The organism is Streptomyces sp. NPDC054847, from assembly GCF_053610925.1.
In genome coordinates this window covers 1-23,287 of record NZ_JBSGZJ010000062.1, presented here as the reverse complement: position 1 = coordinate 23,287, position 23,287 = coordinate 1, and the positions used below count along the sequence as shown (strand labels likewise).

At 72.5% G+C, this 23,287-nt stretch carries 19 protein-coding genes; 13 read left to right on the top strand and 6 right to left on the bottom strand.

Annotated features, from left to right (window positions below):
• The coding region (locus tag ACWGH4_RS10270) for an FAD-binding and (Fe-S)-binding domain-containing protein (protein WP_453458180.1) at window positions 1-1,862 on the top strand (1,862 nt) is incomplete at its 5' end.
• 133 nt (window positions 1,863-1,995) lie between these two features.
• Here the strand turns inward: ACWGH4_RS10270 and ACWGH4_RS10265 are convergent.
• From ACWGH4_RS10265 to ACWGH4_RS10255, 3 genes are all read right to left on the bottom strand, one after another.
• Complete coding sequence (locus ACWGH4_RS10265; RefSeq protein WP_453458177.1) at window positions 1,996-2,178, bottom strand: hypothetical protein; 183 nt, start codon at window positions 2,176-2,178, stop codon at window positions 1,996-1,998.
• 43 nt (window positions 2,179-2,221) lie between these two features.
• On the bottom strand, window positions 2,222-2,650 hold the full coding sequence (locus ACWGH4_RS10260) for a pyridoxamine 5'-phosphate oxidase family protein (RefSeq protein WP_453458174.1): 429 nt from the start codon (window positions 2,648-2,650) through the stop codon (window positions 2,222-2,224).
• 91 nt (window positions 2,651-2,741) lie between these two features.
• On the bottom strand, window positions 2,742-3,599 hold the full coding sequence (locus ACWGH4_RS10255; protein ID WP_453458171.1) for a LysR family transcriptional regulator: 858 nt from the start codon (window positions 3,597-3,599) through the stop codon (window positions 2,742-2,744).
• A 99-nt stretch (window positions 3,600-3,698) separates the two neighbouring features.
• On the opposite strand from ACWGH4_RS10255, the gene ACWGH4_RS10250 reads away from it, so the two are divergent.
• From ACWGH4_RS10250 to ACWGH4_RS10210, 9 genes are all read left to right on the top strand, one after another.
• Window positions 3,699-4,676 (top strand): EamA family transporter, encoded by a 978-nt coding sequence (locus ACWGH4_RS10250; protein ID WP_453458168.1) that lies wholly within the window; start codon window positions 3,699-3,701, stop codon window positions 4,674-4,676.
• Between the two features lie 282 nt (window positions 4,677-4,958).
• On the top strand, window positions 4,959-5,783 hold the full coding sequence (locus tag ACWGH4_RS10245) for a TIGR03084 family metal-binding protein (protein ID WP_453458165.1): 825 nt from the start codon (window positions 4,959-4,961) through the stop codon (window positions 5,781-5,783).
• Window positions 5,780-7,489, top strand: a complete 1,710-nt coding sequence (locus tag ACWGH4_RS10240; protein ID WP_453458162.1) for an acyclic terpene utilization AtuA family protein — start codon at window positions 5,780-5,782, stop codon at window positions 7,487-7,489. The genes ACWGH4_RS10245 and ACWGH4_RS10240 overlap by 4 nt, the downstream gene beginning before the upstream one ends.
• Window positions 7,486-9,084: an acyl-CoA carboxylase subunit beta gene (locus tag ACWGH4_RS10235; RefSeq protein WP_453458160.1), complete on the top strand. Its 1,599-nt coding sequence runs from the start codon at window positions 7,486-7,488 to the stop codon at window positions 9,082-9,084. Before ACWGH4_RS10240 ends, ACWGH4_RS10235 begins: the two co-directional genes overlap by 4 nt.
• A gap of 10 nt (window positions 9,085-9,094) precedes the next feature.
• Window positions 9,095-11,095 carry an acetyl/propionyl/methylcrotonyl-CoA carboxylase subunit alpha gene (locus ACWGH4_RS10230; protein ID WP_453458157.1) on the top strand — a complete coding sequence of 667 codons (2,001 nt, stop codon included), beginning with the start codon at window positions 9,095-9,097 and terminating at the stop codon, window positions 11,093-11,095.
• Entirely contained in the window at window positions 11,092-12,252 is a 1,161-nt protein-coding gene (locus ACWGH4_RS10225; RefSeq protein ID WP_453458154.1) for an acyl-CoA dehydrogenase family protein, read from the top strand. Before ACWGH4_RS10230 ends, ACWGH4_RS10225 begins: the two co-directional genes overlap by 4 nt.
• Before the next feature lie 44 nt (window positions 12,253-12,296).
• Entirely contained in the window at window positions 12,297-13,883 is a 1,587-nt protein-coding gene (locus tag ACWGH4_RS10220; protein ID WP_453458151.1) for a 4-coumarate--CoA ligase family protein, read from the top strand.
• 3 nt (window positions 13,884-13,886) lie between these two features.
• Entirely contained in the window at window positions 13,887-14,618 is a 732-nt protein-coding gene (locus tag ACWGH4_RS10215; RefSeq protein WP_453458148.1) for an enoyl-CoA hydratase family protein, read from the top strand.
• Entirely contained in the window at window positions 14,606-15,199 is a 594-nt protein-coding gene (locus ACWGH4_RS10210) for a TetR/AcrR family transcriptional regulator (protein ID WP_453458146.1), read from the top strand. Before ACWGH4_RS10215 ends, ACWGH4_RS10210 begins: the two co-directional genes overlap by 13 nt.
• A gap of 63 nt (window positions 15,200-15,262) precedes the next feature.
• Here the strand turns inward: ACWGH4_RS10210 and ACWGH4_RS10205 are convergent, their stop codons facing one another.
• Window positions 15,263-16,363 (bottom strand): citrate synthase 2, encoded by a 1,101-nt coding sequence (locus ACWGH4_RS10205; protein ID WP_441265142.1) that lies wholly within the window; start codon window positions 16,361-16,363, stop codon window positions 15,263-15,265.
• A 301-nt stretch (window positions 16,364-16,664) separates the two neighbouring features.
• On the opposite strand from ACWGH4_RS10205, the gene pdxH reads away from it, so the two are divergent.
• On the top strand, window positions 16,665-17,399 hold the full coding sequence (gene pdxH / locus ACWGH4_RS10200) for a pyridoxamine 5'-phosphate oxidase (RefSeq protein ID WP_453458142.1): 735 nt from the start codon (window positions 16,665-16,667) through the stop codon (window positions 17,397-17,399).
• Between the two features lie 255 nt (window positions 17,400-17,654).
• Here the strand turns inward: pdxH and iscB are convergent, their stop codons facing one another.
• The gene (iscB, locus tag ACWGH4_RS10195) at window positions 17,655-19,001 is read right to left on the bottom strand and encodes an RNA-guided endonuclease IscB (RefSeq protein WP_453458140.1); all 1,347 of its coding nucleotides are present in this window, start codon (window positions 18,999-19,001) and stop codon (window positions 17,655-17,657) included.
• Window positions 19,002-19,714: 713 nt separating this feature from the next.
• On the opposite strand from iscB, the gene ACWGH4_RS10190 reads away from it, so the two are divergent.
• Window positions 19,715-21,103 (top strand): PAS domain-containing protein, encoded by a 1,389-nt coding sequence (locus ACWGH4_RS10190; protein ID WP_453458137.1) that lies wholly within the window; start codon window positions 19,715-19,717, stop codon window positions 21,101-21,103.
• Window positions 21,104-21,142: 39 nt separating this feature from the next.
• Here the strand turns inward: ACWGH4_RS10190 and ACWGH4_RS10185 are convergent, their stop codons facing one another.
• Window positions 21,143-21,898 carry an SIS domain-containing protein gene (locus tag ACWGH4_RS10185; RefSeq protein WP_453458134.1) on the bottom strand — a complete coding sequence of 252 codons (756 nt, stop codon included), beginning with the start codon at window positions 21,896-21,898 and terminating at the stop codon, window positions 21,143-21,145.
• A gap of 188 nt (window positions 21,899-22,086) precedes the next feature.
• On the opposite strand from ACWGH4_RS10185, the gene ACWGH4_RS10180 reads away from it, so the two are divergent.
• Window positions 22,087-22,779 (top strand): metal-dependent transcriptional regulator, encoded by a 693-nt coding sequence (locus ACWGH4_RS10180; protein WP_005316070.1) that lies wholly within the window; start codon window positions 22,087-22,089, stop codon window positions 22,777-22,779.
• Window positions 22,780-23,287 lie beyond the last annotated feature (508 nt).

Genomic DNA, 23,287 nt, shown 5'->3' with positions numbered 1-23,287 from the left:
CCGCGGAGGCGCGGGACCGGGCGGAGCGGATCACGCGCGCCGCCGACGCCCTCGACGGCGCCGTCGTCGACGACCCGGCCGCAGTACGCGCCCTGTGGCGGCTGCGGGAGGACGCGTCGGGCACCGCGACCCGGCGGGCCGACGGAGGCGAGGCGTGGCCCGGCTGGGAGGACTGCGCCGTGCCGCCCGCCCGCCTCGGCGCCTATCTGCGCGACTTCCGCGCCCTGCTGGCGGAACACGGCCTGCGCGGCACCCCCTACGGGCACTTCGGCGACGGCTGCGTCCATGTCCGCATCGACTTCGACCTGTTGAGCAAGGAGGGCGTCCGCCGCTTCCGCGCGTTCTCCGAACAGGTCGCCTCCCTCGTCGTCGCCCACGGCGGCTCCCTGTCGGGCGAACACGGCGACGGCCAGGCCCGCGCCGAACTGCTGCCCAAGATGTACGGGGACGAACTGGTGGGCCTCTTCGGCAGGTTCAAGGACCTGTGGGACCCGGCCGGCGGCATGAACCCGGGCATGCTCGTACGTCCCGCGCCGCTGGACGCGAACCTGCGTTTCGCCGTGCTCCCCGCCCGGCCCGTCGACGTCGCCTTCGGCTACCCGCACGACGGCGGAGACTTCGCGGGCGCGGTGCGCCGCTGCGTCGGCGTCGCCAAGTGCCGTACCGAGGACGCCGCCGCGGGCGGCGGCCTGATGTGCCCCTCGTACCGGGCGACCGGCGAGGAGCGGCACTCCACCCGGGGCCGGGCGCGGCTGCTGCACGAGATGCTCGCCGGGGAGATCGTCACCGACGGCTGGCGCTCGCCCGAGGTGCGTGACGCGCTCGACCTGTGCCTGTCCTGCAAGGGCTGCCGGAGCGACTGCCCGGTCGGCGTCGACATGGCCACCTACAAGGCCGAGTTCCTCCACCACCACTACGCGGGCCGCCGCCGCCCCGCCGCCCACTACGCCATGGGCCGTCTCCCGCAGTGGCTGCGCGCCGCCGCCCCCCTCGCGCCGCTGCTCGACGCCGCGGCCCGGGTGCGGCCGCTGGCCGCGCTCGCCAAACGGCTCGCCGGCATCGCGCCGGAACGGGACCTGCCGCGCCTGGCGCGCGGGACGCTGCGCCGCCGGCTGCGCGGGCGGCGGCCCGCCGGCCGGCCCACGGCCGTGCTGTGGCCGGACACCTTCACCGACCACCTCTCGCCGCACGTCGGGGAGGCGGCGTGGCGGGTCATGGAGGCGGCGGGCATCGGCATCACGCTGCCGGCCGGGCGGGTCTGCTGCGGACTCACCTATGTCTCGACCGGCCAGCTCGACCTGGCGCGCACGGTCATGCGGCGCACGCTCGACGTCGTCGAGCCGCTGCTCGAACGCGGGATGCCCGTCGTCGTGCTGGAGCCGAGCTGTGCGGCCGCCCTGAAGACCGATCTGCCCGAGCTGCTCGGCGACGACCCGAGGTCGGCCCGCCTGGCGGCGTCGGTGCGGACCTTCGCACAGGCCCTGGAGGAGTGCGCCCCCGGATGGGAACCGCCTCGGATCGACCGCCCGGTGGCGGGCCAGACCCACTGCCACCAGCACGCCGTCCTCGGTGACACGGCGGAACGCCGCCTGCGGGAACGCGCGGGGCTTGAAGGCGCATTGAGCGGCGGCTGCTGCGGTCTCGCGGGCAACTTCGGGTTCGAGAAGGGGCATTACGAAGTGTCGGTGGCGTGTGCGGAGGAGCAGTTGCTGCCCGCCGTGCGCTCGGCCGCCGCGGGTACCGAGCTGCTGGCCGACGGCTTCTCCTGCCGCACCCAGCTCGAGCAGCTCGCCGGCCGCCGGGCCCGGCATCTGGCGGAGGTCCTGGCGGAAGCTCTGGACGAGGGACCGGTCACGACGTGATCCCCCGGCATCCGGCAGGATGGGCGGCCGGCCAGTAAGGAGCGGATGCCATGCGGAAGACCGTCGGGCGGACCGGCGTCGTAGGTCTGCTGGCGCGGTCCTGCGCGGTGCTGCTCCTGGCCGCCCTGGTGGGTCAGTTGCTGGTGTCCGCGATCGCGGTGGACCCGGTCGACCCGGCGGACAAGGGCCTCGGGTCGTTCGTCGTCTCGGTGCTGCGCGGCGGAACGGCCGGCGCGCTCGGTGCGGCGCTGTGCGTCGCGGCCGTCCTGCTGCTGGTGGTGGCCGGACGGGGCGCCAGGGCGGTCCTGAGGCGCATGGCGGGCCGCCGGCGGAAGGGGGACGCGGCGAAGGCGGGCGTCTCAGCCGAGCTGCGCGGGGGAGACCTCGACGACATGGGGCGGCTCCTGGGTGAAGTCGCTGTACCGCACCCACGTCGGGCGCACCCGCACATGGGTGATCCCCGGCCAGGAGAGCCGGTCCCGGCCGTCCGGGTACACGCGGAAGTAGCACTCCTGGAGGCGCGTCAGCTCGTCGCCGGCGGGGAAGTCCGCGAGCCCCTCGATCTGCACGGTGATCGCGTCGTCCCAGCCGATGACGAGGGCGATACGCGGGTCGGCCCGCAGGTTGAGGCTCTTGCGGGTCGTCTCGACGGTGTCGAAGACGATCTCGAGGTCGTCGCTGACGGCGAATCCGACGACCGCCGCCTGAGGTGATCCGTCCGGTGCGGCCGAGGCCTGGACCGCGAGCCTGTTCCTGCGGAGGAACCACACCAGCTCGTCGCGCTTCATACGACCTGCCTATCACGGGCCGCGCCGGGCGGCTCGGCACTCGTCTCCCGCAGGGCCGGCACCCCGGTCCGTCGCGCCCGGACGGTGTGCGTCAGCGCGGCCGGGTCACCGCTCTGGCCAGCGCGACGAGTTGCCGCACGGCGGGGTGGGGCGAGGCGCTGCGCCAGGCGAGGAGGACGGGCACCCGAGGGGCGTCCGACAACGGCAGGTAGGTGACACCGCCGTGCGCGTGCATCTGGGCGGTGGAGGCGGCCGAGGCGCCCACGCCGCGGCCCGCGGCGATCGCGGTGAGCCAGTCGTCGGTGTTGGCGACCGTGATCGTCGCCGGGGGCCGGATCTCCGGCGGCCACAGGTCCAGGGTGGTCAGGCCGGACACCGTGTTCAGCACGACCGGGCCGGCCGCCAGGTCGGCCAGGGTCAGCGAGGCCGCCGCCGCGCGGGGGTCGTCCGACGGCACGGCGGCCACCCGGGGCTCCGTGAACAGCAGCTCGGTGGCCAGACCGGGGGTGTCCACGGGCCCGCGCAGTACGGCGGCGTCGACCTCGCCGCGGGCGAGCCCCGCCGTACGGTCGTCGACCCGCAGCAGTTCGAGGGGGACGTCCGGGCGCTCGCGCTGCCACCGGCGCAGCAGCGGGGTCGTGTACGGCCCGAGGGCGGACCAGGCGTGCCCGAGGCGCAGGGGCCGGTGCGGGAGCCGCCCGGTGTCGAGCGCGTCGTCGAAGGCGGCGACGGCCACGGCCGCCTTGTCGCGGAAGACGCGGCCCGCCGCCGTGAGGGCGACGTGGTGGGTGGAACGGTCGACCAGCCGGACGCCCACATGCTGCTCCAGCGAGGCGAGCGCGCGGGAGACGCTGGGCTGGGTGAGGCCGAGCCGGGCCGCGGCCCTGGTCACGCTCGACTCCTCGGCGACGGCCAGGAAGCAGCGGAGATGGCGCAGCTCGATGCTCATACGCGTGGAGCATAACCGCAGCGAGAAACGCATTTCACGCGCGGCGCACCGATCCGTAGCTTGGGAGGACGAAAGCGGCGACGGTTCAGGGAGGCCGGGGTGAAGGACGCGCAGTCCGCGGGCACGGGCACAGGGGCGCAGGCCGGTGCCGCGGCGGTGGTGCTGCCGGAGGCGGCGGGCGCCGCGGCGCAGGGCCCCGGCGGGGCGCCGCCGTCCGGTGCCCGGCGTTCCCTCGGGCCCGTCGCGCTCGTCGTCGCGGGCGGGCTCTCCGTGCAGTTCGGGGCCGCCGTCGCCGTGATGCTGATGCCGCGGGCAGGTGCGCTGGGCGTCGTCACGCTGCGGCTGGTGCTCGCGACCCTGGTTTTGTTCGTGATCTGCCGGCCGCGGCTGCGCGGACACTCCCGCACCGACTGGGCCACCGTGATCACCTTCGGTGCCGCCATGGGCGGGATGAACATGCTCTTCTACCAGGCCGTCGACCGCATTCCGCTCGGTGCGGCGGTCACGCTCGAGGTGCTGGGACCGCTCGCCCTCTCCGTGATCGCCTCCCGGCGGCTGGTGAACCTCCTGTGGGCGGCGCTGGCGCTCGGCGGCGTAGTCCTGCTCGGCGGCGGCGGCTTCGACCGGCTCGACCCCGTCGGTGCCGCGTTCGCCCTGGCTGCGGGCGGCATGTGGGCGGCGTACATCATCTTCAGTGCCCGCACCGGGCGGCGTTTCCCGCAGGCGGACGGGCTGGCGCTGGCGATGGGCTTCGCCGCGCTGCTGAGCCTGCCGTTCGGTCTGGTGGAGGCGGGGTCGCGGCTGTTCGTGCCCTCGACGCTCGGGCTGGGGCTGGCGGTGGCGCTGATGTCGTCGGTCCTGCCGTACACCCTGGAGCTGCTGGCGCTGCGCAGGCTGCCCGCGGCGACGTTCGCGGTGCTGATGAGCCTGGAGCCGGCGATCGCCGCGGCGGCCGGGTTCCTCCTGCTGAGCCAGGCGCTCTCGCCGGCGGAGGGGCTGGCGATCGTGCTGGTCATCGTGGCGAGCATGGGCGCGGTACGGACGCAGGCGGCCGTGAAGCGGGCGCCCGGGGCGTGACGCGCCGGAACGGCCCGCCGACGTGGTCGGCGGGCCGTTCCGTCCGGTCGTCGGGGCGTCGGTGCCGGGTCCTGCTGTGCCGGACGGGCCCGCGGTGAGCGCCGGCCGAACCACCCTTGAGGTTCACAGAGATTCAATTCTGCGGTGCCATGCGGTTTGACCTGCGGTTCGACGCGTCCGCGGGCCGGCGACCGGACTGAATCAAAGCAAGCATGCTTGCTTGTTTCCGGGGGCGCTGCCATGCTCCGGGGCACAGACCGTCGTCCCACAGGGGAGCGCTCCGTGTCCGACCCGGCCGTCGTACTCGACGACTTGCGCAGCGAAAGCGAAGACCTCGACCAGTTGGTGAGAGAGCTGGATCCCGGGCGGTGGGCCGCCCCGACGCCGGCCCCCGGCTGGAGCGTCGCCCACCAGATCGCCCACCTCGCCTGGACCGACGCCGCCGCCCTGACGGCCGTCACGGACCCCGGCGGCTTCGCCGCGGAGGTGGAGAAGGCGCTCGCCGCCCCCGACTCGTTCGTGGACGACGGCGCACAGGCCGGCGCCGCCCTGCCGCCCGGCGAACTGCTCGCCCGCTGGCGGACCGGCCGCGAACAGCTCGCCGAGGCACTCCGCTCGGCCCCCGCCGGCACCCGCTTCCCCTGGTACGGGCCGCCGATGAGCGCCGCGTCGATGGCGACCGCACGGCTCATGGAGACCTGGGCGCACGGCCAGGACATCGCCGACGCTCTCGGCGTCGTACGGCGGCCGACCGCGCGTCTGGCGCAGGTGGCCCGACTGGGTGTCCGCACACGGGACTTCGCCTTCGGCGTGCACGGGCTGACCCCGCCCGCCGAACCGTTCCGCGTCGAACTGACGGGCCCCGGCGGAGAATTGTGGACCTACGGACCCGAGGACGCGGCACAGCGCGTGACGGGCCCGGCGATCGACTTCTGCCTGCTGGTGACCCAACGCGCCCACCGCGACGACCTGGCCCTGCGGGCCGAAGGCGCCGACGCCGGCCGCTGGCTGGACATCGCCCAGGCCTTCGCCGGCCCGCCCGGTGCCGGGCGGGCGCCCGGTGCGGGCACTCCGGCCGGCGACGTGCCGGAAGGCGGCAGGCCGTGACCGGCCCCGAGGCCGCGCACAGCGCCCGGGTGCTCCGCGTCGGCAACGCGTCCGGCTTCTACGGCGACCGCTTCGACGCCGTGCGCGAGATGCTCACCGGCGGGCCGCTGGACGTGCTCACCGGGGACTACCTCGCCGAGCTCACCATGCTCATCCTCGGCCGCGACCGTCTGAAGGACCCCGGACTCGGCTACGCCAGGACCTTCCTGCGGCAGCTCGAGGAGACCCTCGGCCTCGCCCACGACAAAGGCGTGCGCATCGTCGCCAACGCCGGTGGACTCAACCCCGCCGGCCTCGCCGACGCCGTCCGTGCGCTGGCCGCCCGTCTCGGCGTCCCCGTGAACGTCGCGCACGTCGAGGGCGACGACCTCACCGCCCGCTTCCCCGGCGCGCTCACCGCCAACGCCTACCTCGGCGGCGGAGGGATCGCCGCCTGCCTGCGCGCGGGGGCCGACATCGTCGTCACCGGACGCGTCACCGACGCGGCCCTCGTCACCGGCCCCGCCGCCGCACACTTCGGATGGGGCCCCGACGACCTGGACGCCCTCGCCGGCGCCGTCGTCGCCGGGCACGTCCTCGAATGCGGCACCCAGGCGACCGGCGGCAACTACGCGTTCTTCGCCGAGGGCGGCCACGACATCCGCCGGCCAGGCTTCCCCGTCGCCGAGATCCACGCCGACGGCACCTCCGTCATCACCAAACACGACGGCACCGGCGGCCTCGTGGACATCGGCACCGTCACCGCCCAACTGCTGTACGAGACCGGCGGCGCCCGGTACGCCGGCCCGGACGTGACCGCCCGGCTCGACACCGTCCGCCTCGAGCAGGACGGCCCCGACCGGGTGCGGATCTCCGGAGTGCGCGGCGAGGCACCGCCACCCACGCTCAAGGTCGGCCTGAACCGCCTCGGCGGCTGGCGCAACGAGGTCGCCTTCGTGCTGACCGGACTCGACATCGACGCCAAGGCCCGGCTCGTACGGGAGCAGATGGAGGACGCGCTCGGCAAGCAGCCGCCCGCCGAGGTGCGCTGGGAACTCGCCCGCACCCAGAGCGCCGACCCCGACACCGAGGAGCGCGCCGCCGCCTATCTGCGGCTCGTCGTCCGCGACCCCGACGCGGAACGCGTCGGCCGCGCCGTGAGCAGCGCCGCGATCGAGCTCGCGCTCGGCAGCTACCCCGGCTTCCATGTGACCGCCCCGCCCGGCAAGGGCGCCCCGTACGGCGTGTTCGAGGCCGCGTACACAGAGGCGGCCGGCGTCCCGCACACCGCCGTCCTGCACGACGGCGGGCGCGTCACCGTCCCCCACGCGCGGGTCACCCGGGAGCTCACCGACGCCGGGCCCGTCGCGCTGCCCGAGCCGCCGCGGCACGGCCCGACGCGCCGCGCCCCGCTCGGACTGGTGGCCGGCGCGCGCAGCGGCGACAAGGGCGGCGACGCCAACATCGGCGTATGGGCCCGCACCGACGACGCCTGGCGCTGGCTCGTCCACGAACTCACCGTCGACCGGCTGCGCGCGCTGCTCCCCGAGACCGCCGAACTGCCCGTCGTACGGCACGTACTGCCCAACCTGCGCGCCCTCAACTTCATCGTCGCCGGGATCCTCGGCGAAGGGGTCGCCGCGCAGGCCCGCTTCGATCCACAGGGCAAGGCGCTCGGCGAGTGGCTGCGCGCCCGGCACGTCGACATCCCGGAGGCTCTGCTGTGACCGTTCTCGCCTCGGCCGTCGATGTGACCGGCCCCGAATTCACCGCCCACCGCGCCGTGATGCTCGGCCGGCTCGCCGAACTGGACGCCGAGCACGCGAAGGCGCTCGCCGGCGGCGGCGAGAAGTACGTGGCCCGGCACCGCGGCCGCGGCAAACTGCTGGCCCGCGAACGCATCGAGCTGCTGCTGGACCCCGACACCCCGTTCCTCGAACTGTCCCCGCTCGCCGCGTGGGGCAGCGACTACCCGGTGGGCGCCTCGATCGTGACCGGCATCGGGACGGTGGAGGGCGTCGAGTGCCTGATCACCGCCAACGATCCGACCGTACGCGGCGGGGCCTCCAACCCCTGGACCCTCAAGAAGGCCCTGCGCGCCAACGAGATCGCCTACGCCAACCGGCTGCCGGTGATCTCGCTCGTCGAGTCCGGCGGCGCGGACCTCCCCTCCCAGAAAGAGATCTTCATCCCCGGCGGGGCCCTGTTCCGCGACCTCACACGCCTGTCGGCGGCCGGCATCCCCACGATCGCCGTCGTCTTCGGCAACTCGACCGCCGGCGGCGCCTACGTGCCCGGAATGTCCGACCACACCATCATGATCAAGGACCGGTCGAAGGTCTTCCTGGGCGGTCCGCCGCTGGTGAAGATGGCGACGGGCGAGGAGAGCGACGACGAGTCGCTCGGCGGCGCCGAGATGCACGCCCGCACCTCCGGACTCGCCGACCACTTCGCACTCGACGAGCCCGACGCGCTGCGCCAGGCCCGGCGGATCGTCGCCCGCCTCAACCACCGCAAGGCGCACCCGGACCCCGGCCCCGCCGAGCCGCCCAAGTACGCGGCGGAGGAACTGCTCGGGATCGTGCCGGAGGACCTGAAGACCCCGTTCGACCCGCGCGAGGTCGTCGCCCGCATCGTCGACGGCTCCGACTTCGACGAGTTCAAACCGCTGTACGGGCCGAGTCTGGTCACGGGCTGGGCGCGGCTGCACGGCTACCCGGTCGGCGTGCTGGCCAACGCCCAGGGCGTGCTGTTCTCCGCCGAGTCCCAGAAGGCCGCGCAGTTCATCCAGCTCGCCAACCAGCGCGACGTACCGCTCGTGTTCCTGCACAACACCACCGGCTACATGGTCGGCAAGGAGTACGAGCAGGGCGGCATCATCAAGCACGGCGCCATGATGATCAACGCGGTGTCCAACAGCCGTGTCCCGCACCTGTCGGTCCTCATCGGCGCGTCCTACGGCGCCGGGCACTACGGCATGTGCGGCCGGGCCTACGACCCGAGGTTCCTGTTCGCCTGGCCCAGCGCCAAGTCCGCGGTCATGGGCCCCCAGCAGCTCGCCGGCGTGCTGTCCATCGTCGCCCGGGCGTCCGCCGCGGCGAAGGGACAGCCCTACGACGACGAGGCGGACGCCGGCCTGCGCGCCATGGTCGAGCAGCAGATCGAGGCGGAGTCGCTGCCGATGTTCCTGTCCGGGCGGCTCTACGACGACGGCGTCATCGACCCGCGCGACACCCGGACGGTGCTCGGTCTGTGCCTGTCCGCCATCCACACGGCACCGGTCGAAGGCGCGCGCGGCGGCTTCGGCGTCTTCCGGATGTGAGGACCCTCCTGTGATTTCCACTGTCCTTGTCGCCAACCGCGGCGAGATCGCCTGCCGTGTCTTCCGCACCTGCCGCCGGCTGGGCATCACGACGGTCGCCGTCCACTCCGACGCCGACGCCACCGCCCTCCACGTACGGGAGGCGGACGCGGCGGTGCGGCTGCCCGGCGACACACCGGCCCAGACGTACCTGCGGGGCGAGGCGATCGTCAAAGCGGCCCAGGCCGCGGGCGCCGACGCCGTCCACCCCGGATACGGATTCCTCTCGGAGAACGCGGACTTCGCGCGGGCCGTGGCCGACGCCGGTCTGATCTGGATCGGCCCGCCCGCCGACGCCATCGAGGCCATGGCGTCCAAGACCCGCGCCAAGCAGCTCATGGGCCTCACGTCCCTGGACCCCGCCTCCGTCACCGACGACGACCTTCCCGTCCTGGTGAAGGCGGCGGCGGGCGGCGGCGGCCGGGGAATGCGCGTGGTCCGCTCGCTCGCCTCGCTCCCGGCGGAGCTGGCGGCGGCCCGCTCGGAGGCGGCATCGGCCTTCGGCGACGGCGAGGTCTTCGTCGAGCCCTACATCGAGGCCGGCCGCCACGTCGAGGTCCAGATCCTCGCGGACGCCCACGGCACGGTGTGGGCGCTCGGCACCCGGGACTGCTCGCTGCAACGCCGCCACCAGAAGGTCATCGAAGAGGCCCCGGCACCGGGCCTCGGCCCCGAACAGGCCGGGACACTGCACGCACAGGCAGTGGCGGCGGCACGCGCCGTGGACTACCGGGGCGCCGGCACGGTCGAGTTCCTCCTCGACGAGGACGGCCGCGCGCACTTCCTGGAGATGAACACCCGGCTCCAGGTGGAACACCCGGTGACCGAAGCGGTCTTCGGCGTGGACCTGGTGGCCCTGCAGATCGCGGTCGCGGAAGGCGCGGCCCTGCCGCCGCACCCGCCCACCGCCGACGGGCACGCCGTGGAGGCACGCCTCTACGCGGAGGACCCGTCCTCCGGCTGGACCCCGCAGGCCGGGCGGCTGCACGAGCTGAGCTTCCCCATGGACGCGGCTCCGGGCGGCCCGGACCCCGCGGACGGCACGCCCCGGGTGCGGGTCGATGCCGGATACGCGGACGGGGACGTCATCGGGGTCCACTACGACCCGATGATCGCCAAGGTCATCGCCTGGGCGCCCACCCGCGCCGAAGCGGTGCGCAGGCTCGCGCACAGCCTCCGCCGGGCACGGGTGCACGGCCCCGTCACCAACCGGGAGCTGCTCGTCGCGTCGCTGGAGCACCCCGACTTCACCGGCGGCCTGCTCGACACCGGGTTCTACGAGCGGAACCTGGCCGACCTCACCCGGCCGGCCCCCGGCGAGGAGCACGCCGCCGTCGCCGCGGCCCTCGCCCACGCGGCCGGACGCACGGGCCGGTTCGGCGGGGCCTGGCGAAACCTGCCCTCCACGGACCAGGTCAAGGGCTACGGCGACCACGAGGTCCGCTACCGGCCCACCAGGGACGGCGGCTTCGACCTCGTGGACCGCCCCGGCACCCGCGTCGTGCGGGCCGAGCCGCACCGCGTCACCCTCGAGATCGACGGGGTCGTACGGACCTACGACGTCACCGACCGCGGCGGCACCGTGTACGTCGACTCGCCCGCCGGGGCGTACGCCCTCACCCCCCGGCCCCGCTTCACCGACCCCCAGGACCGGGCCGAACCCGGATCGCTGCTCGCGCCCATGCCCGGGACCGTCGTCCGGGTCGGGGACGGCGTGATCGAAGGCGCGGCGGTCACCCAGGGCCAGCCGCTGGTCTGGCTGGAGGCCATGAAGATGGAGCACAGGATCGTCTCGCCCGCCTCCGGCACGCTCACCGCACTCCACGCCGTACCCGGCCGCCAGGTCGAGGTCGGCGCCCTGCTCGCCGTCGTCACGGAGACCCCCACGGAAGCCGACGCCCGACCGGTCGCCGACGCCGCCACGGAAACCGTCCGCGAAGCCGCCAACGCACAGGAGGACACCGCGTCATGAACGCCATCGAGACCCAGGAGCACAAGGACCTGCGGGAAGCCGTCGCCGCGCTCGGACGCCGGCACGGCCCCGGCTTCGACCGTGCCACCCTGTGGGCCGAGGCCGGCAAGCTCGGCTACCTCGGCGTGAACCTCCCCGAGGAGTACGGCGGCGGAGGCGGCGGCATCAGCGAGCTGTCCATCGTCCTAGAGGAGTCCGGCGCGGCCGGCTGCCCCCTCCTCATGATGATCGTCTCGCCCGCCATCTGCGCCACCGTCATCGCCCGCTTCGGCACCGACGAGCAGAAGCGGCAGTGGCTGCCCGGCCTCGCCGACGGCAGCCTCACCATGGCCTTCGGGATCACCGAACCCGACGCCGGATCGAACTCGCACCGGATCACCACCACCGCCCGCCGGGACGGCGAAGGCTGGATACTGAGCGGCCGCAAGGTCTTCGTCTCCGGCGTCGACATCGCCGACGCGACCCTGATCGTCGGCCGCACGGAGGACGCTCGGACGGGCAGTCTCAAGCCGTGCCTGTTCATCGTCCCCCGCGACGCCGAAGGCTTCAGCCGGTCGGTGATCGACATGGAACTCCAGGCGCAGGAGAAGCAGTTCGAGCTGGTGCTCGACGACGTACGGCTTCCCGCCGACTCGCTCGTCGGTGGGGGTACCTCCCACGCCGAAGGCTGTGGGGGAGAGGACGCGGGCCTGCTCCAGCTGTTCGCCGGGCTCAACCCCGAACGCATCATGACCGCCGCCTTCGCCATCGGCATGGGCCGCTACGCCCTCACCCAGGCCGTCGAGTACGCGAAGACCCGCCAGGTCTGGAAGGCACCCATCGGCGCCCACCAGGCCGTCGCCCACCCCCTCGCACAGGCCCACATCGAACTCGAGCTCGCGAAGCTGATGATGCAGAAGGCCGCCGCCCTGTACGACGCCGGCGACGACATCGGCGCCGGCGAGGCCGCGAACATGGCCAAGTACGCCGCCGGTGAGGCATGTGTGAAAGCGGTCGACCAGGCGGTCCACACCCTCGGCGGCAACGGACTCACACGCGAGTACGGCCTCGCCAAGCTCATCGCGGCCGCCCGCGTCGCACGGATCGCCCCGGTCAGCCGCGAAATGATCCTGAACTACGTGTCCCACCAGTCCCTGGGTCTCCCCAAGTCGTACTGAGAGACGACATTCTGGCCGTCCACACACGCCGAGGGAGCGCACACATGGTGTTCCGCAGCAGCTACGCAGATGTCCCGGCAGTCGTCGAACCCATCCACGAGAGCGTGCTCGGAAGAGCCGCCGAGTACGGAGACACCGTCGCCCTCGTCGACGGAGTGAACGGCACCACCGTCACCTACGGGCAACTCGACCTGTTCCACCGGCGCATCGCCGCCGCGCTCGCGGACGCCGGCCTGCGCAAGGGCGACGTCCTGGCACTGCACAGCCCCAACACGGTCGCCTACCCGGCCGTGTTCTACGGAGCCACCCGCGCCGGCGCCGCCGTCACCACCGTCCATCCGCTGGCCACGGCGGAGGAGTTCGCCAAGCAGCTGCGCGACTCCTCCGCCCGCTGGATCGTCACCGTCTCCCCGCTGCTGGAGGTGGCCCGCCGGGCCGCCGAACTCGCCGCGGGGATCGAGGAGATCTTCGTCTGCGACCGCGCCGACGGACACGTCAGCGTCCTCGACATGCTCGGCTCCACCGCGCCGGAGCCCGACATCACCATCGACCCGTCCAACGACGTCGCCGCCCTGCCGTACTCGTCCGGCACGACCGGCGTCCCCAAAGGCGTGATGCTCACCCACCGGTCCATCGCCACCAACCTGGCGCAGCTAGAACCGGTCGCCCCGGCGGGACCCGGGCACCGCATCCTGGCCGTCCTGCCCTTCTTCCACATCTACGGGCTCACCGCCCTGATGAACGCCCCGCTCAAACAGGGCGCGACGGTCGTCGTCCTGCCCCGCTTCGAGCTCGACACCTTCCTCGGCGCGATCCAGGAACACCGCATCAACGGGCTGTACGTCGCCCCGCCCATCGTCCTCGCGCTCGCCAAGCACCCGGCGGTCGCCTCCTACGACCTCTCGTCGCTGGAGTACATCCTCAGCGCCGCCGCCCCGCTCGACGCGAGCCTCGCGGAGGCATGCTCGAAACGGCTCGGGCTGCCGCCGGTACGGCAGGCCTACGGCATGACGGAGCTCTCACCGGGCACCCACGTCGTACCCCTCACCGCCCAGAACCCACCACCCGGCACCGTGGGCCTCCTGCTGCCCGGCACCGAGATGCGCATCCTCGACCTCGACGGCTCCGGCAGGGAACTGGGCACCGGAGAAGAAGGCGAGATCGCCATCCGCGGACCGCAGGTGATGAAGGGCTACCTCGGCCGCCCCGACGCCACCGCCGCGATGATCGACGCCGACGGCTGGGTCCACACCGGCGACGTCGGGCGCGTCGACGACGACGGCTGGCTGTTCGTCGTCGACCGCGTCAAGGAACTCATCAAGTACAAGGGCTACCAGGTCGCCCCCGCAGAGCTGGAGGCGCTGCTGCTCACCCACCAAGCGATCGCGGACGCGGCGGTCATCGGCGTCATCGACGACGACGGCAACGAGATCCCGAAGGCGTACGTCGTACGGCAGCCGGGCACCGAACACCTGAAAGAGGAGGACGTCCTCGACTTCGTCGCCGCCCAGGTGTCCCCGTACAAGAAGGTCCGCCGCGTCGAGTTCATCGACGCCGTCCCCCGCGCCGCGTCCGGGAAGATCCTCCGACGGGAACTGCGGGTCCGCGAGAACGGTACGAAGGAGCAGTAGCACGTGACCATCGCCACCACGCACGAGCGCGGCATCACCACCCTGACCCTGGACTCGCCGGCCAACCGCAACGCCCTGACGGCGAGGCTCGTCGGCGAACTCACGGAAGCGCTCGGCAAGTGCGCCCACGACGAGGACGTACGCGCCGTCGTCCTCACGCACACCGGCTCCACGTTCAGCGCCGGCGCCGACCTCAAGTCACCGCCCAACCCGTACACGTTCGTCGGACTGCTCCGGCAGATCGTGTCACTGCCCAAGCCCGTGGTGGCGAGGATCGCCGGCCATGTGCGGGCCGGAGGCCTCGGCCTCGTCGGCGCATGCGACATCGCCGCCGCCAGCAGCGACTCCGACTTCGCCTTCACCGAAGTGCGCATCGCCGTCGCACCCGCCGTCATCTCCCTGCCGCTGCTGCCCCGCATGGACCCGCGGGCCGCCGGACGCTACTACCTCACCGGGGAACGCTTCGACGCGGCGGAAGCCGCCCGCACCGGGCTGCTCACCCTCACCGCGGACGACGTCGACACGGCCCTCGCGCCGCTCCTCGACGGACTGCGCAGGGCCTCCCCCCAGGGGCTGGCGGCATCGAAGGAACTGGTCACGGCTAGGGTGCTGGAAACCTTCGACCGCGACGCGGAGGACCTGGTCCAGCGCTCGGCGTCGCTGTTCGCATCGTCCGAGGCGCGCGAAGGGATGACGGCCTTCCTCGAACGACGGGACCCCGCATGGGTGTTGTGACGCCACCGACCGCCAAGGCCCCCAAGCAGGACCGCAGCCGGGCCACCCGGCAGCGGCTGCTGGAGGCCGCGGTGGCCTGCCTGGCCGAGGTCGGCTGGGCAGGCTCCACGGTCTCCGTGGTGGCCGAACGGGCCGGCGTCTCACGCGGGGCGGCACAGCACCACTTCCCGACCCGCGAGGACCTGTTCACGGCCGCCGTCGAATACGTGGCCCAGGAACGCTCGCAAGCACTGCGGGACCTCCCGTCGCAGGACCGCGCCGCCGTCGTCGCGGCACTCGTCGACCTCTACACCGGGCCGCTGTTCCGGGCCGCGCTCCACCTGTGGGTGGCCGCCTCCAACGAGGAGCAGCTGCGCCCCAGGGTCACCGAACTGGAGGCGAAGGTCGGCCGCGAGACCCACCGCATCGCCGTCCGCCTGCTGAACGCGGACGAGTCCCGCCCGGGCGTCCGCGAAACCGTGCAGGGCCTGCTGGACATGGCCCGCGGCCTGGGCCTCGCCAACCTCCTCACCGACGACGCGGCCCGCCGGGAACGGGTCGTGGCGCAGTGGGCGGCGCTGGTCGAGGAGGCGCTCGGCTGAGGCCGGGCGGAGGCGCGGCGCACACCCCGCCCGGCGGCCTGCGACCGGCAGAGCCGCCCGCCGTCAGCCCACGATGTCCTCGTAGCCGGAGATCTCACGCGGGCTGCGGGCCCCCGGGCCCACATAACGCGCCGAGGGACGCACCAACCGGCCCGTGCGCTTCTGCTCCAGGATGTGCGCCGACCAGCCGGCCGTACGGGCACACGTGAACATCGACGTGAACATGTGCGCCGGGACCTCCGCGAAGTCCAGCATGATCGCGGCCCAGAACTCGACGTTGGTCGCCAGCACCCGGTCCGGGCGGCGGTTGTGCAACTCCTCCAGCGCCGCCTTCTCCAGAGCCTCCGCCACCTCGAAGCGCGGCGCGGCCAGCTCCTTCGCCGTACGGCGCAGCACACGGGCCCGCGGGTCCTCCGCGCGGTAGACCCGGTGCCCGAAGCCCATCAGCCGCTCGCCCTTGTCCAGGGCACGCTTCACGTACGCCGTCGCGTCACCGGTCCGCTCGATCTCCTCGATCATGCCGAGGACCCGGGACGGCGCCCCGCCGTGCAGCGGACCGGACATCGCGCCCACCGCGCCCGACAGCGCCGCCGCGACGTCCGCGCCGGTGGACGCGATCACACGGGCCGTGAAGGTGGAGGCGTTCATGCCGTGCTCCGCGGCCGACGTCCAGTACGCGTCGACGGCCTTGACATGCCGCGGGTCGGGCTCGCCGCGCCAGCGGATCATGAACCGCTCGACGATGGACTCCGCCTTGTCGATCTCGCTCTGCGGAACCATCGGCAGACCCTGGCCACGGGCACTCTGTGCCACGTACGAGAGCGCCATCACGGCCGCCCGCGCCAGGTCGTCACGGGCCTGCGCCTCATCGATGTCGAGGAGCGGTTTGAGACCCCACACAGGGGCGAGCATCGCCAGCGCCGACTGCACGTCGACCCGGATGTCGCCGGAGTGCACCGGGATCGGAAACGGTTCTGCCGGCGGCAGACCCGGATTGAAGGCGCCGTCGACGAGCAGGCCCCACACGTTCCCGAAAGACACGTGCCCGACCAGTTCCTCGATGTCGACGCCCCGGTAGCGGAGCGAGCCGCCCTCCTTGTCCGGTTCGGCGATCTCCGTCTCGAACGCGACGACTCCCTCGAGTCCAGGTACGAAGTCGGACATCAGGCGGCTCCTCAAGACGTGTGCGGCAAGACGTTTGCGGCAAAGGGGTGCGGCATAACGGCGGCCGACGGACAGGTCGGACACTCCCGTGATGCCCCGTGCGGCCGGTGGTCACCCAACCGCCGGGGAGGCAGGCACGATATCCCCTGGTGTATGGAGGCCACAGTGGCCGGACCCAAGATTTTGGCGGGTCCGGCCGATGCGGGGAAGCGTGACATCCGGCACACTGCCCCATTTCGCCCGAGGAGGATTGACGGCACTCCGTGCCGGGCAAACTCGGTCCCTACGGCAGGATGGCGTTGTGACCGACCACGCCGCCGCTCCCGAACCCCGCCCCTCGGACGTGACCGTCGCGGGCCTGCCCGTGCCCCACCCTGCAGAGACGGAACTCGTCGTCCCGGACCCGGCCGTCATGCGCGAGCAGTACCGCTCGACACCGCTCGACGAGGACGCGCTGGCCGCCGGCCCCATGGAACAGTTCGCGCAGTGGTTCGCCGAGGCCGCCGCGGCCGCCCTGCTGGAGCCCAACGCGATGATCGTCTCGACGGCGACACCCGACGGCCGGCCCTCCTCGCGCACGGTGCTGCTGAAGCAGTACGACGCACGCGGCTTCGTCTTCTTCACCAACTACGACTCGCGGAAGGGCCGTGAGATCGACGCCAACCCGCACGTCTCGCTGCTCTTCCCGTGGCACCCGCTCGAGCGCCAGATCATCGTCACCGGCCGGGCCGCCCGCATCGGCCGCGACGAGACCGCCGCCTACTTCCGCACCCGCCCGCACGGCTCCCAGCTCGGCGCCTGGGCGAGCGACCAGTCCCGGGTGATCTCTTCCCGCGAGGAACTGCTGCGCCGGTACGAGGAACTGTCCGCCCGCTACCCCGAGGGCGCCCAGGTTCCCGCGCCCGCCCACTGGGGCGGCATCCGGGTCGTACCCGACGCGGTGGAGTTCTGGCAGGGCCACGAGAACCGCCTCCACGACCGGCTGCGGTACGTCCGCACGGACGTCGGCTGGACGATCGAACGGCTCGCCCCCTGAGCGGGCGCCGGCCCCTGGAAACGCAGACGACCCGTGGGCCTTTGGTCCCTCCGTCCGGACGGAGGGAGCCGGCCGGACTTACCGGCGGCCCACGGGTCGGGTGACTGCTTGGGTTTCGGCAGACGACTGCCGAGGTGCACAGAGTGCGACGGCAGGCGTCAGCCCGCAGCCACCTCGCTTGTCCGGTAAGAAATCACTTCCGGATCACCTCCTTTCTGAGCGTGCACACACCTTAAAAAGCCTCGGCTGCCGGGATCAACCCATTTTTTGAAGTTCCTGTCGGACGCTGTAGGCATAGCCGTCCGCCCTCTGCAGGAGCCGCAGGTTCCTGTACGAGACGTTGAAGCGCCCCTGCGGAGTCGTGAGGCTGTGATGGCCCGTGGTCCGGGTGGCGAGCCGCCCGGACCATGTGCCTTTCCAGCGGCCTGCCGGGACGGTGGCACGAACCAAATCGCCCGTGACGAATCCGCAGTGCCTCTTGCGGCGCGGACGCCTGAGGCGGGGAAAGCCGAACCGGTCCGGCGTCGTGCGGGCGTACGCACCTCTGCCTGCCGCCTTGATGACGAGAACCTGGGCGCACACACGGACGATGGTGTCGCCGTTCTCGTGGTCCAGCCTCCCGACGGAGAGTGCGTCGAGCGTATGGGACTTGCTCAGTCCCATGGCCTCGCGATTCCACTTCGTGCGGGCACCGGTCCATGTGTGCACCGGCGGTCCCAGGTGCTCGAGTGCACTGATCAGCCGTCCACGAGTCGCGTTCATTGCCGCCGCATCGTGCAGTGGCATTCTGACGTCGCGGAGGATCCGCTCCAGGCGTTCCGGAGAAGAAGCAAGAAATTCCTCGGCAGGGGTAGCACCCTTGGCCTGATTGCAGGGGACGCAGGCGAGTGTCAGGTTCGAGAGCCGGCTGGAACCGCCGCGGCTTCGGGAGCGAATGTGTTCGACGTTCAGCGGTACCCCCGAGGCCCCGCAATAGGCGCAAGATCGTTTCCACTTGGCCAGCAGGTACTCACGGATCTCGGTCCCGGCGAGCGTGCCCTTGCGGTACTCGACCGCGCTGAGGCCTCTGCCTTCGCTCATGGCGTGCGTGTTGAACGCCGCAAGCTCCATGTGGACCTCGGTCACGGGGGCAAGCCGGCACAGGCGGTCCGCCACGGACGCGACGGAGTCGACTCTGTGCTGGAGCGACGGGGCCAGCCAACCCTTCGGGCGGGCACGGTTTCGGTACCGCGGGGCTCGGTAGCGGCAGTTCGCTGAACGGCGCCGGCGGCGGTAGCCCGCACGCTGGGCCATGGCCTTACGGATCTGTTCTCCTCTGTGCAGGAGCTCAACGGCGACAAGACCACGCCGTACCGTCATCGTGCTGCCGTCATGGGCTTTCTCGGCCTTTGTGTCGGTGACGGCGATGCCGGTGCCTTTGGACCCGGGATCGATACGCAGTTGCACACCACTGACCTCCGACTGAGCACGGACGCGATCTTTGAGCCGGATGGTGAACGGCGCGAGGCGCACGACGACGGCCCGGGATCTCCTCAGCAGCTCGCGTGCGCGGGCGGGGTGGCAGGGCATGAGCGGGCTGCCGTCCCGAGCGAGGACGAACACCCGCCCGGAGCCTGCCCCACCGCTGTATCCCTTGCTTCGGGTGGGAGCGTCACCGCTCCCGGTCACTGCCTGATCGGCGTGTCGCCGCCGGGACCCGGTGCTGTCGCCGGCGGTCTCCCCTCGCCCATGTTCCCTGCCGGTCTCCCGTTGCGCGACGGGAAGTCCGTGAGCCGTTTCGTCCCTGCTCCCAGGGGTGTCTGCTCCCACGGATTCCAGTGCGGGCTGCTGAGGAAGCACAGCCCGGTGGGTCTGCTCGCCTACAGAAAACGTAGTCATCAGGTGCACCGTCCTCGATCTGGCGATCACGATGACTGGGGCTGGTCACTCGAAGGCACACCGGCGCAGCCGGTGTGTGCTGGGAGCGAGTGACCTCACGAGTCCGAAATCACGTCGAAGCTAACCCGGCGGCGTCGGACGAGTGCTGGGATGGAAGCTTTCATCGCACAAAGGTGTGGCATACGAACAATTGCGGCCTCCTAGGTCTGGAATCGGTGGTAGAGGCCGCGCATATGGCGTGGTCTGCCGAGAGTTCCCGCACGGCCGTGGTGATGGGCAGCTCGCGCCGCTGAGTGAGCTGCCCCTCACCCGCGTGTCGGCCGGGGCCGTCCCGGCGCAATGATTTCCGGGAACCGTATGTGTTGTGCGTCACGTTGAAGTTGAATGGTCGTGACGGGCATCAGCACACGTGGACACGTCCTGCAGGGGGTCCCGGGATGAGTGCTTCCAGGAGTGAGATCACCGACGCGCCCGGTGCCGGCGGGCGGGAGCCGGGGCCGCCGGGGGCGGATCTGCTCGCGGCGCTGCTCGACGGCATGGACGCCGCGCTGTGCGCCTTCGACGCCGCGGGGGTCGTGACGCACTGGAACCGCGAGGCGGAGCGGATACTCGGCTGGTCGGCGCGGGAGGCCGTCGGGCGGCGGGGTTTCGCCGGGTGGGCCGTGCGCAGCGCGGACGCGGCCGAGGTGCAGGGCCGGCTGATGGCCGCGATGGAGGCGCCGGGCCGGCAGGTGCACGAGTTCGCGCTGCTGCGGAAGGACGGCGGGCGGGTGCTCGTACGGACCCAGTCCGCGCGGGTGCTGGGCGGGGACGGCAAGCCGGCCGGGGTCTACTGCGCCTTCAGCGAGGTGCACACCCAGATCGACCTCGAGCGGTCCATCGCGCTGAGCGAGGCGCTCTTCGAGGAGGCGTCGTGGGGCGTCGTGCTGGTCGACGTGGATCTGCGGCCCGCCGTCGTCAACGGCGAGGCGGCCCGTGCGCTCGCGGCGGGCCGTACGTCCGCGCTCGGGCGGCCGCTCGGCGAGCTGCTGGAGCAGGGCGTGGAGGAGCTCGAGGGCGCGCTGCACCATGTGCTGGCGGAGGGCGCGCCGCGGGGTCTGGTGGACCTGTGGGTGGCCGTCGCGTCGACCGGCGGGCGGGAGCAACGGCGCTGCTGGCGCAGCGGGTTCGTGCGGCTCGCCTCCCCGCTGGCGGAGGAGCCGGTTCCGCTCGGGGTGGGGTGGCTGTTCCACGACGTGACCGACGCCAAGCTGGCGGAGCAGGAGGCGAACCGGCTGCGGTTCAGGTCGAGTCAGCTGCACCGGGCGGGGCGTGCGGCCTCCGAGTGCGAGGACCCGCTGGAGGCGGCGACCGCTTATCTCGACTTCGCGCTGGCGGGTTTCGCCGACCACGCCCTGCTCGACGTGACCGAGGGCGGCGGCGGGGACGGCGACGGTACTGAGGGCGGCGGGGAACGTCTGGTGCGGGCCGTCGCGTCACCGGCCGGCGCGCCCGGCCCCGCCGCGGGAGTGGCGGGCGGCGGGCTTCCGGTGCGGTACGCGCCCGGGCACCCGGCGCTCCAGGCCGTGGAGCGGCTCGGCTCGGTGCGGGCGAGCGCGGGCGCGGAGGGCACGCCCGGGGAGTGGGCGGAGCGCCGGCAGTGGCCCGAGGACGCGGCGCACGCCCTGTGCACGGTGCTGCGCAGCCGCGGCCGGACGGTCGGCGTGCTGACCTTCCTGCGCGGCGCGGCCCGTCCTGCGTTCGAGCGCCCGGACGCCGTGTACGCGGAGAGCGTCGCGGTGCTCACGGCCTCGGCACTGGACCTGGCGCAGTCGACGGGCGACTGAGGCCGCCGGCCGGGCGGCCGGCTGCCCGGGCCGTTCGCCTCAGTGCCGGAAGAAGATGCGGTCCCGGTACTCGGCCATCACGCGGCCGTTCCACTCGTGCCCGCCGTCGACGTTGCCCGAGCGCAGCAGCGGCGGCTCGATGCCCCGATCGGCGAGCTGCTCCGCTGCGGCTGCCATCGTCGCCTGCATGAGCGCGCTGGTCACGACGGTAGAGGCGGGGGCGAACGGCGCCTCGATGCCCGGGTGGGTCAGCTCCGCGTCACCGACGGCGATGTGGGAGTCGAGCACGATGTCGCAGTGGTCCTTGAGGAACGTGCCGGACGCGTGGCGGGACTTCGTCTCCGTGGCGTAGGCGACGGAGGTCACACCGATGACCGTGAGGCCGAGGGCGCGGGCGTTCATGGCCATCTCGACGGGCAGCGCGTTGCGGCCCGAGAGGGAGATGATCACGAGCAGATCGCCGGCCCGCGCGGGGCTGGAGTCGAGCACCGCGCCCGCGAGCCCGTCGACGCGCTCGAGCGCTGAGCCGAGCGTGGCGGGCATGACGTCGACGCCGACGACGCCGGGGACGGCGAGCAGGTTCATCACGGCGAGGCCGCCGGCCCGGTAGACGACGTCCTGTGCGGCGAGCGAGGAGTGCCCGGCACCGAACGCGAAGAGCCGTCCGCCCGCTTCCACGGTGTCTGCGACGGCCGCGCCGGCGGCCGCGATGTTCCGGGACTCCTCGTCCCGCACGTGCTGCAGCAGACCGATCGCGGCGTCGAAGAACTGACCGGCCAGCTTGCTCTCGCTCATCGCCGAGCCCTTTCCGCAGGGTGGGGGGAATACCGGTGGTACCCGTGTCGCGGATCACGTTGCGGTCTGGACCATTGCCCTGTCAATACGGCCCTGGCAGAGCCGGGCACGGTTGTCGGCGCGATGCGCAAGAATTGACCTGGGGCCAGCGAACGACTGATTTCAAGTCACAGCATCGAGGGGCACGTATGTCCGGACTGATCGACACGACGGAGATGTATCTCCGCACCATCCTCGAGCTCGAGGAGGAAGGTGTGGTGCCCATGCGGGCCCGGATCGCGGAGCGGCTCGACCAGAGCGGTCCGACGGTCAGCCAGACCGTGGCGCGCATGGAGCGCGACGGACTGGTGACGGTGGCCGGCGACCGGCATCTGGAACTGACCGGCGAAGGCCGGCAGCTGGCCACACGCGTGATGCGCAAGCACCGGCTCGCCGAGTGTCTGCTCGTCGACGTGATCGGGCTGGAGTGGGAGCAGGTCCACGCGGAGGCCTGCCGCTGGGAGCACGTGATGAGCGAGGCGGTGGAGCGGCGGGTGCTGGAGCTGCTGCGTCACCCGACGGAGTCTCCGTACGGGAATCCGATCCCGGGCCTGGAGGAGCTGGGGGAGAAGGCCGAGGCCGACCCGTTCCTGGACGACAGCATGGTCTCCCTGGCCGAGCTGGACCCGGGTGCGGACGGCAAGACGGTCGTCGTGCGGCGGATCGGCGAGCCGATCCAGACCGACGCCCAGCTGATGTACACGCTGCGGCGCGCGGGCGTGCAGCCCGGTTCCGTGGTGAGCGTGACGGAGTCGGCGGGCGGTGTGCTCGTCGGCAGCAGCGGTGAGGCGGCGGAACTGGACGCGGAGGTGGCTTCTCACGTGTTCGTCGCGAAGCGCTGAGTCGCCGACGTCTTGCGGCGCCGACGTCTTGAGACCCTGACGTTTTGGGGCGCCGACGCCGTGAGATGCCGACGCCCTGGGACGGAAGCGTCTCGGGGCGCTGACGTCATGAGGCGCCGACGCCCTGGAGGTGGGAGCGGCTCTTGAGCGTCGACGCCGGTAGCGCTGTCGTGCTGAAGCGCTGCTTGTCCGCGCTGCTTTGCGTCCCGGCCGGTCTCGTCCCCTCCCCGGAGGGGGCGGGGCCGGTCCGTTTTTTCACATGGATGAAACCGTTTTCCGTCCGGAATGGCAGCGGCCGGGGCAATCGCGTGCCACCCTGAGGCTGAGGCATATGACCACGGCCCGGGGGGTGGGGACCCCCACTGAGGGCAGGGGAGGGATCCGGAGATGCGCCCGTCGTACGCCCCGCGCGGGAACCGGCGCGGATGCCCGCGCGGACTTGCGGGTGCCTCCTTGTGCTGCCGCTTCTGCGGGGACCCGCTGACAGGAAGGGGTCCCGGCGCCCGAG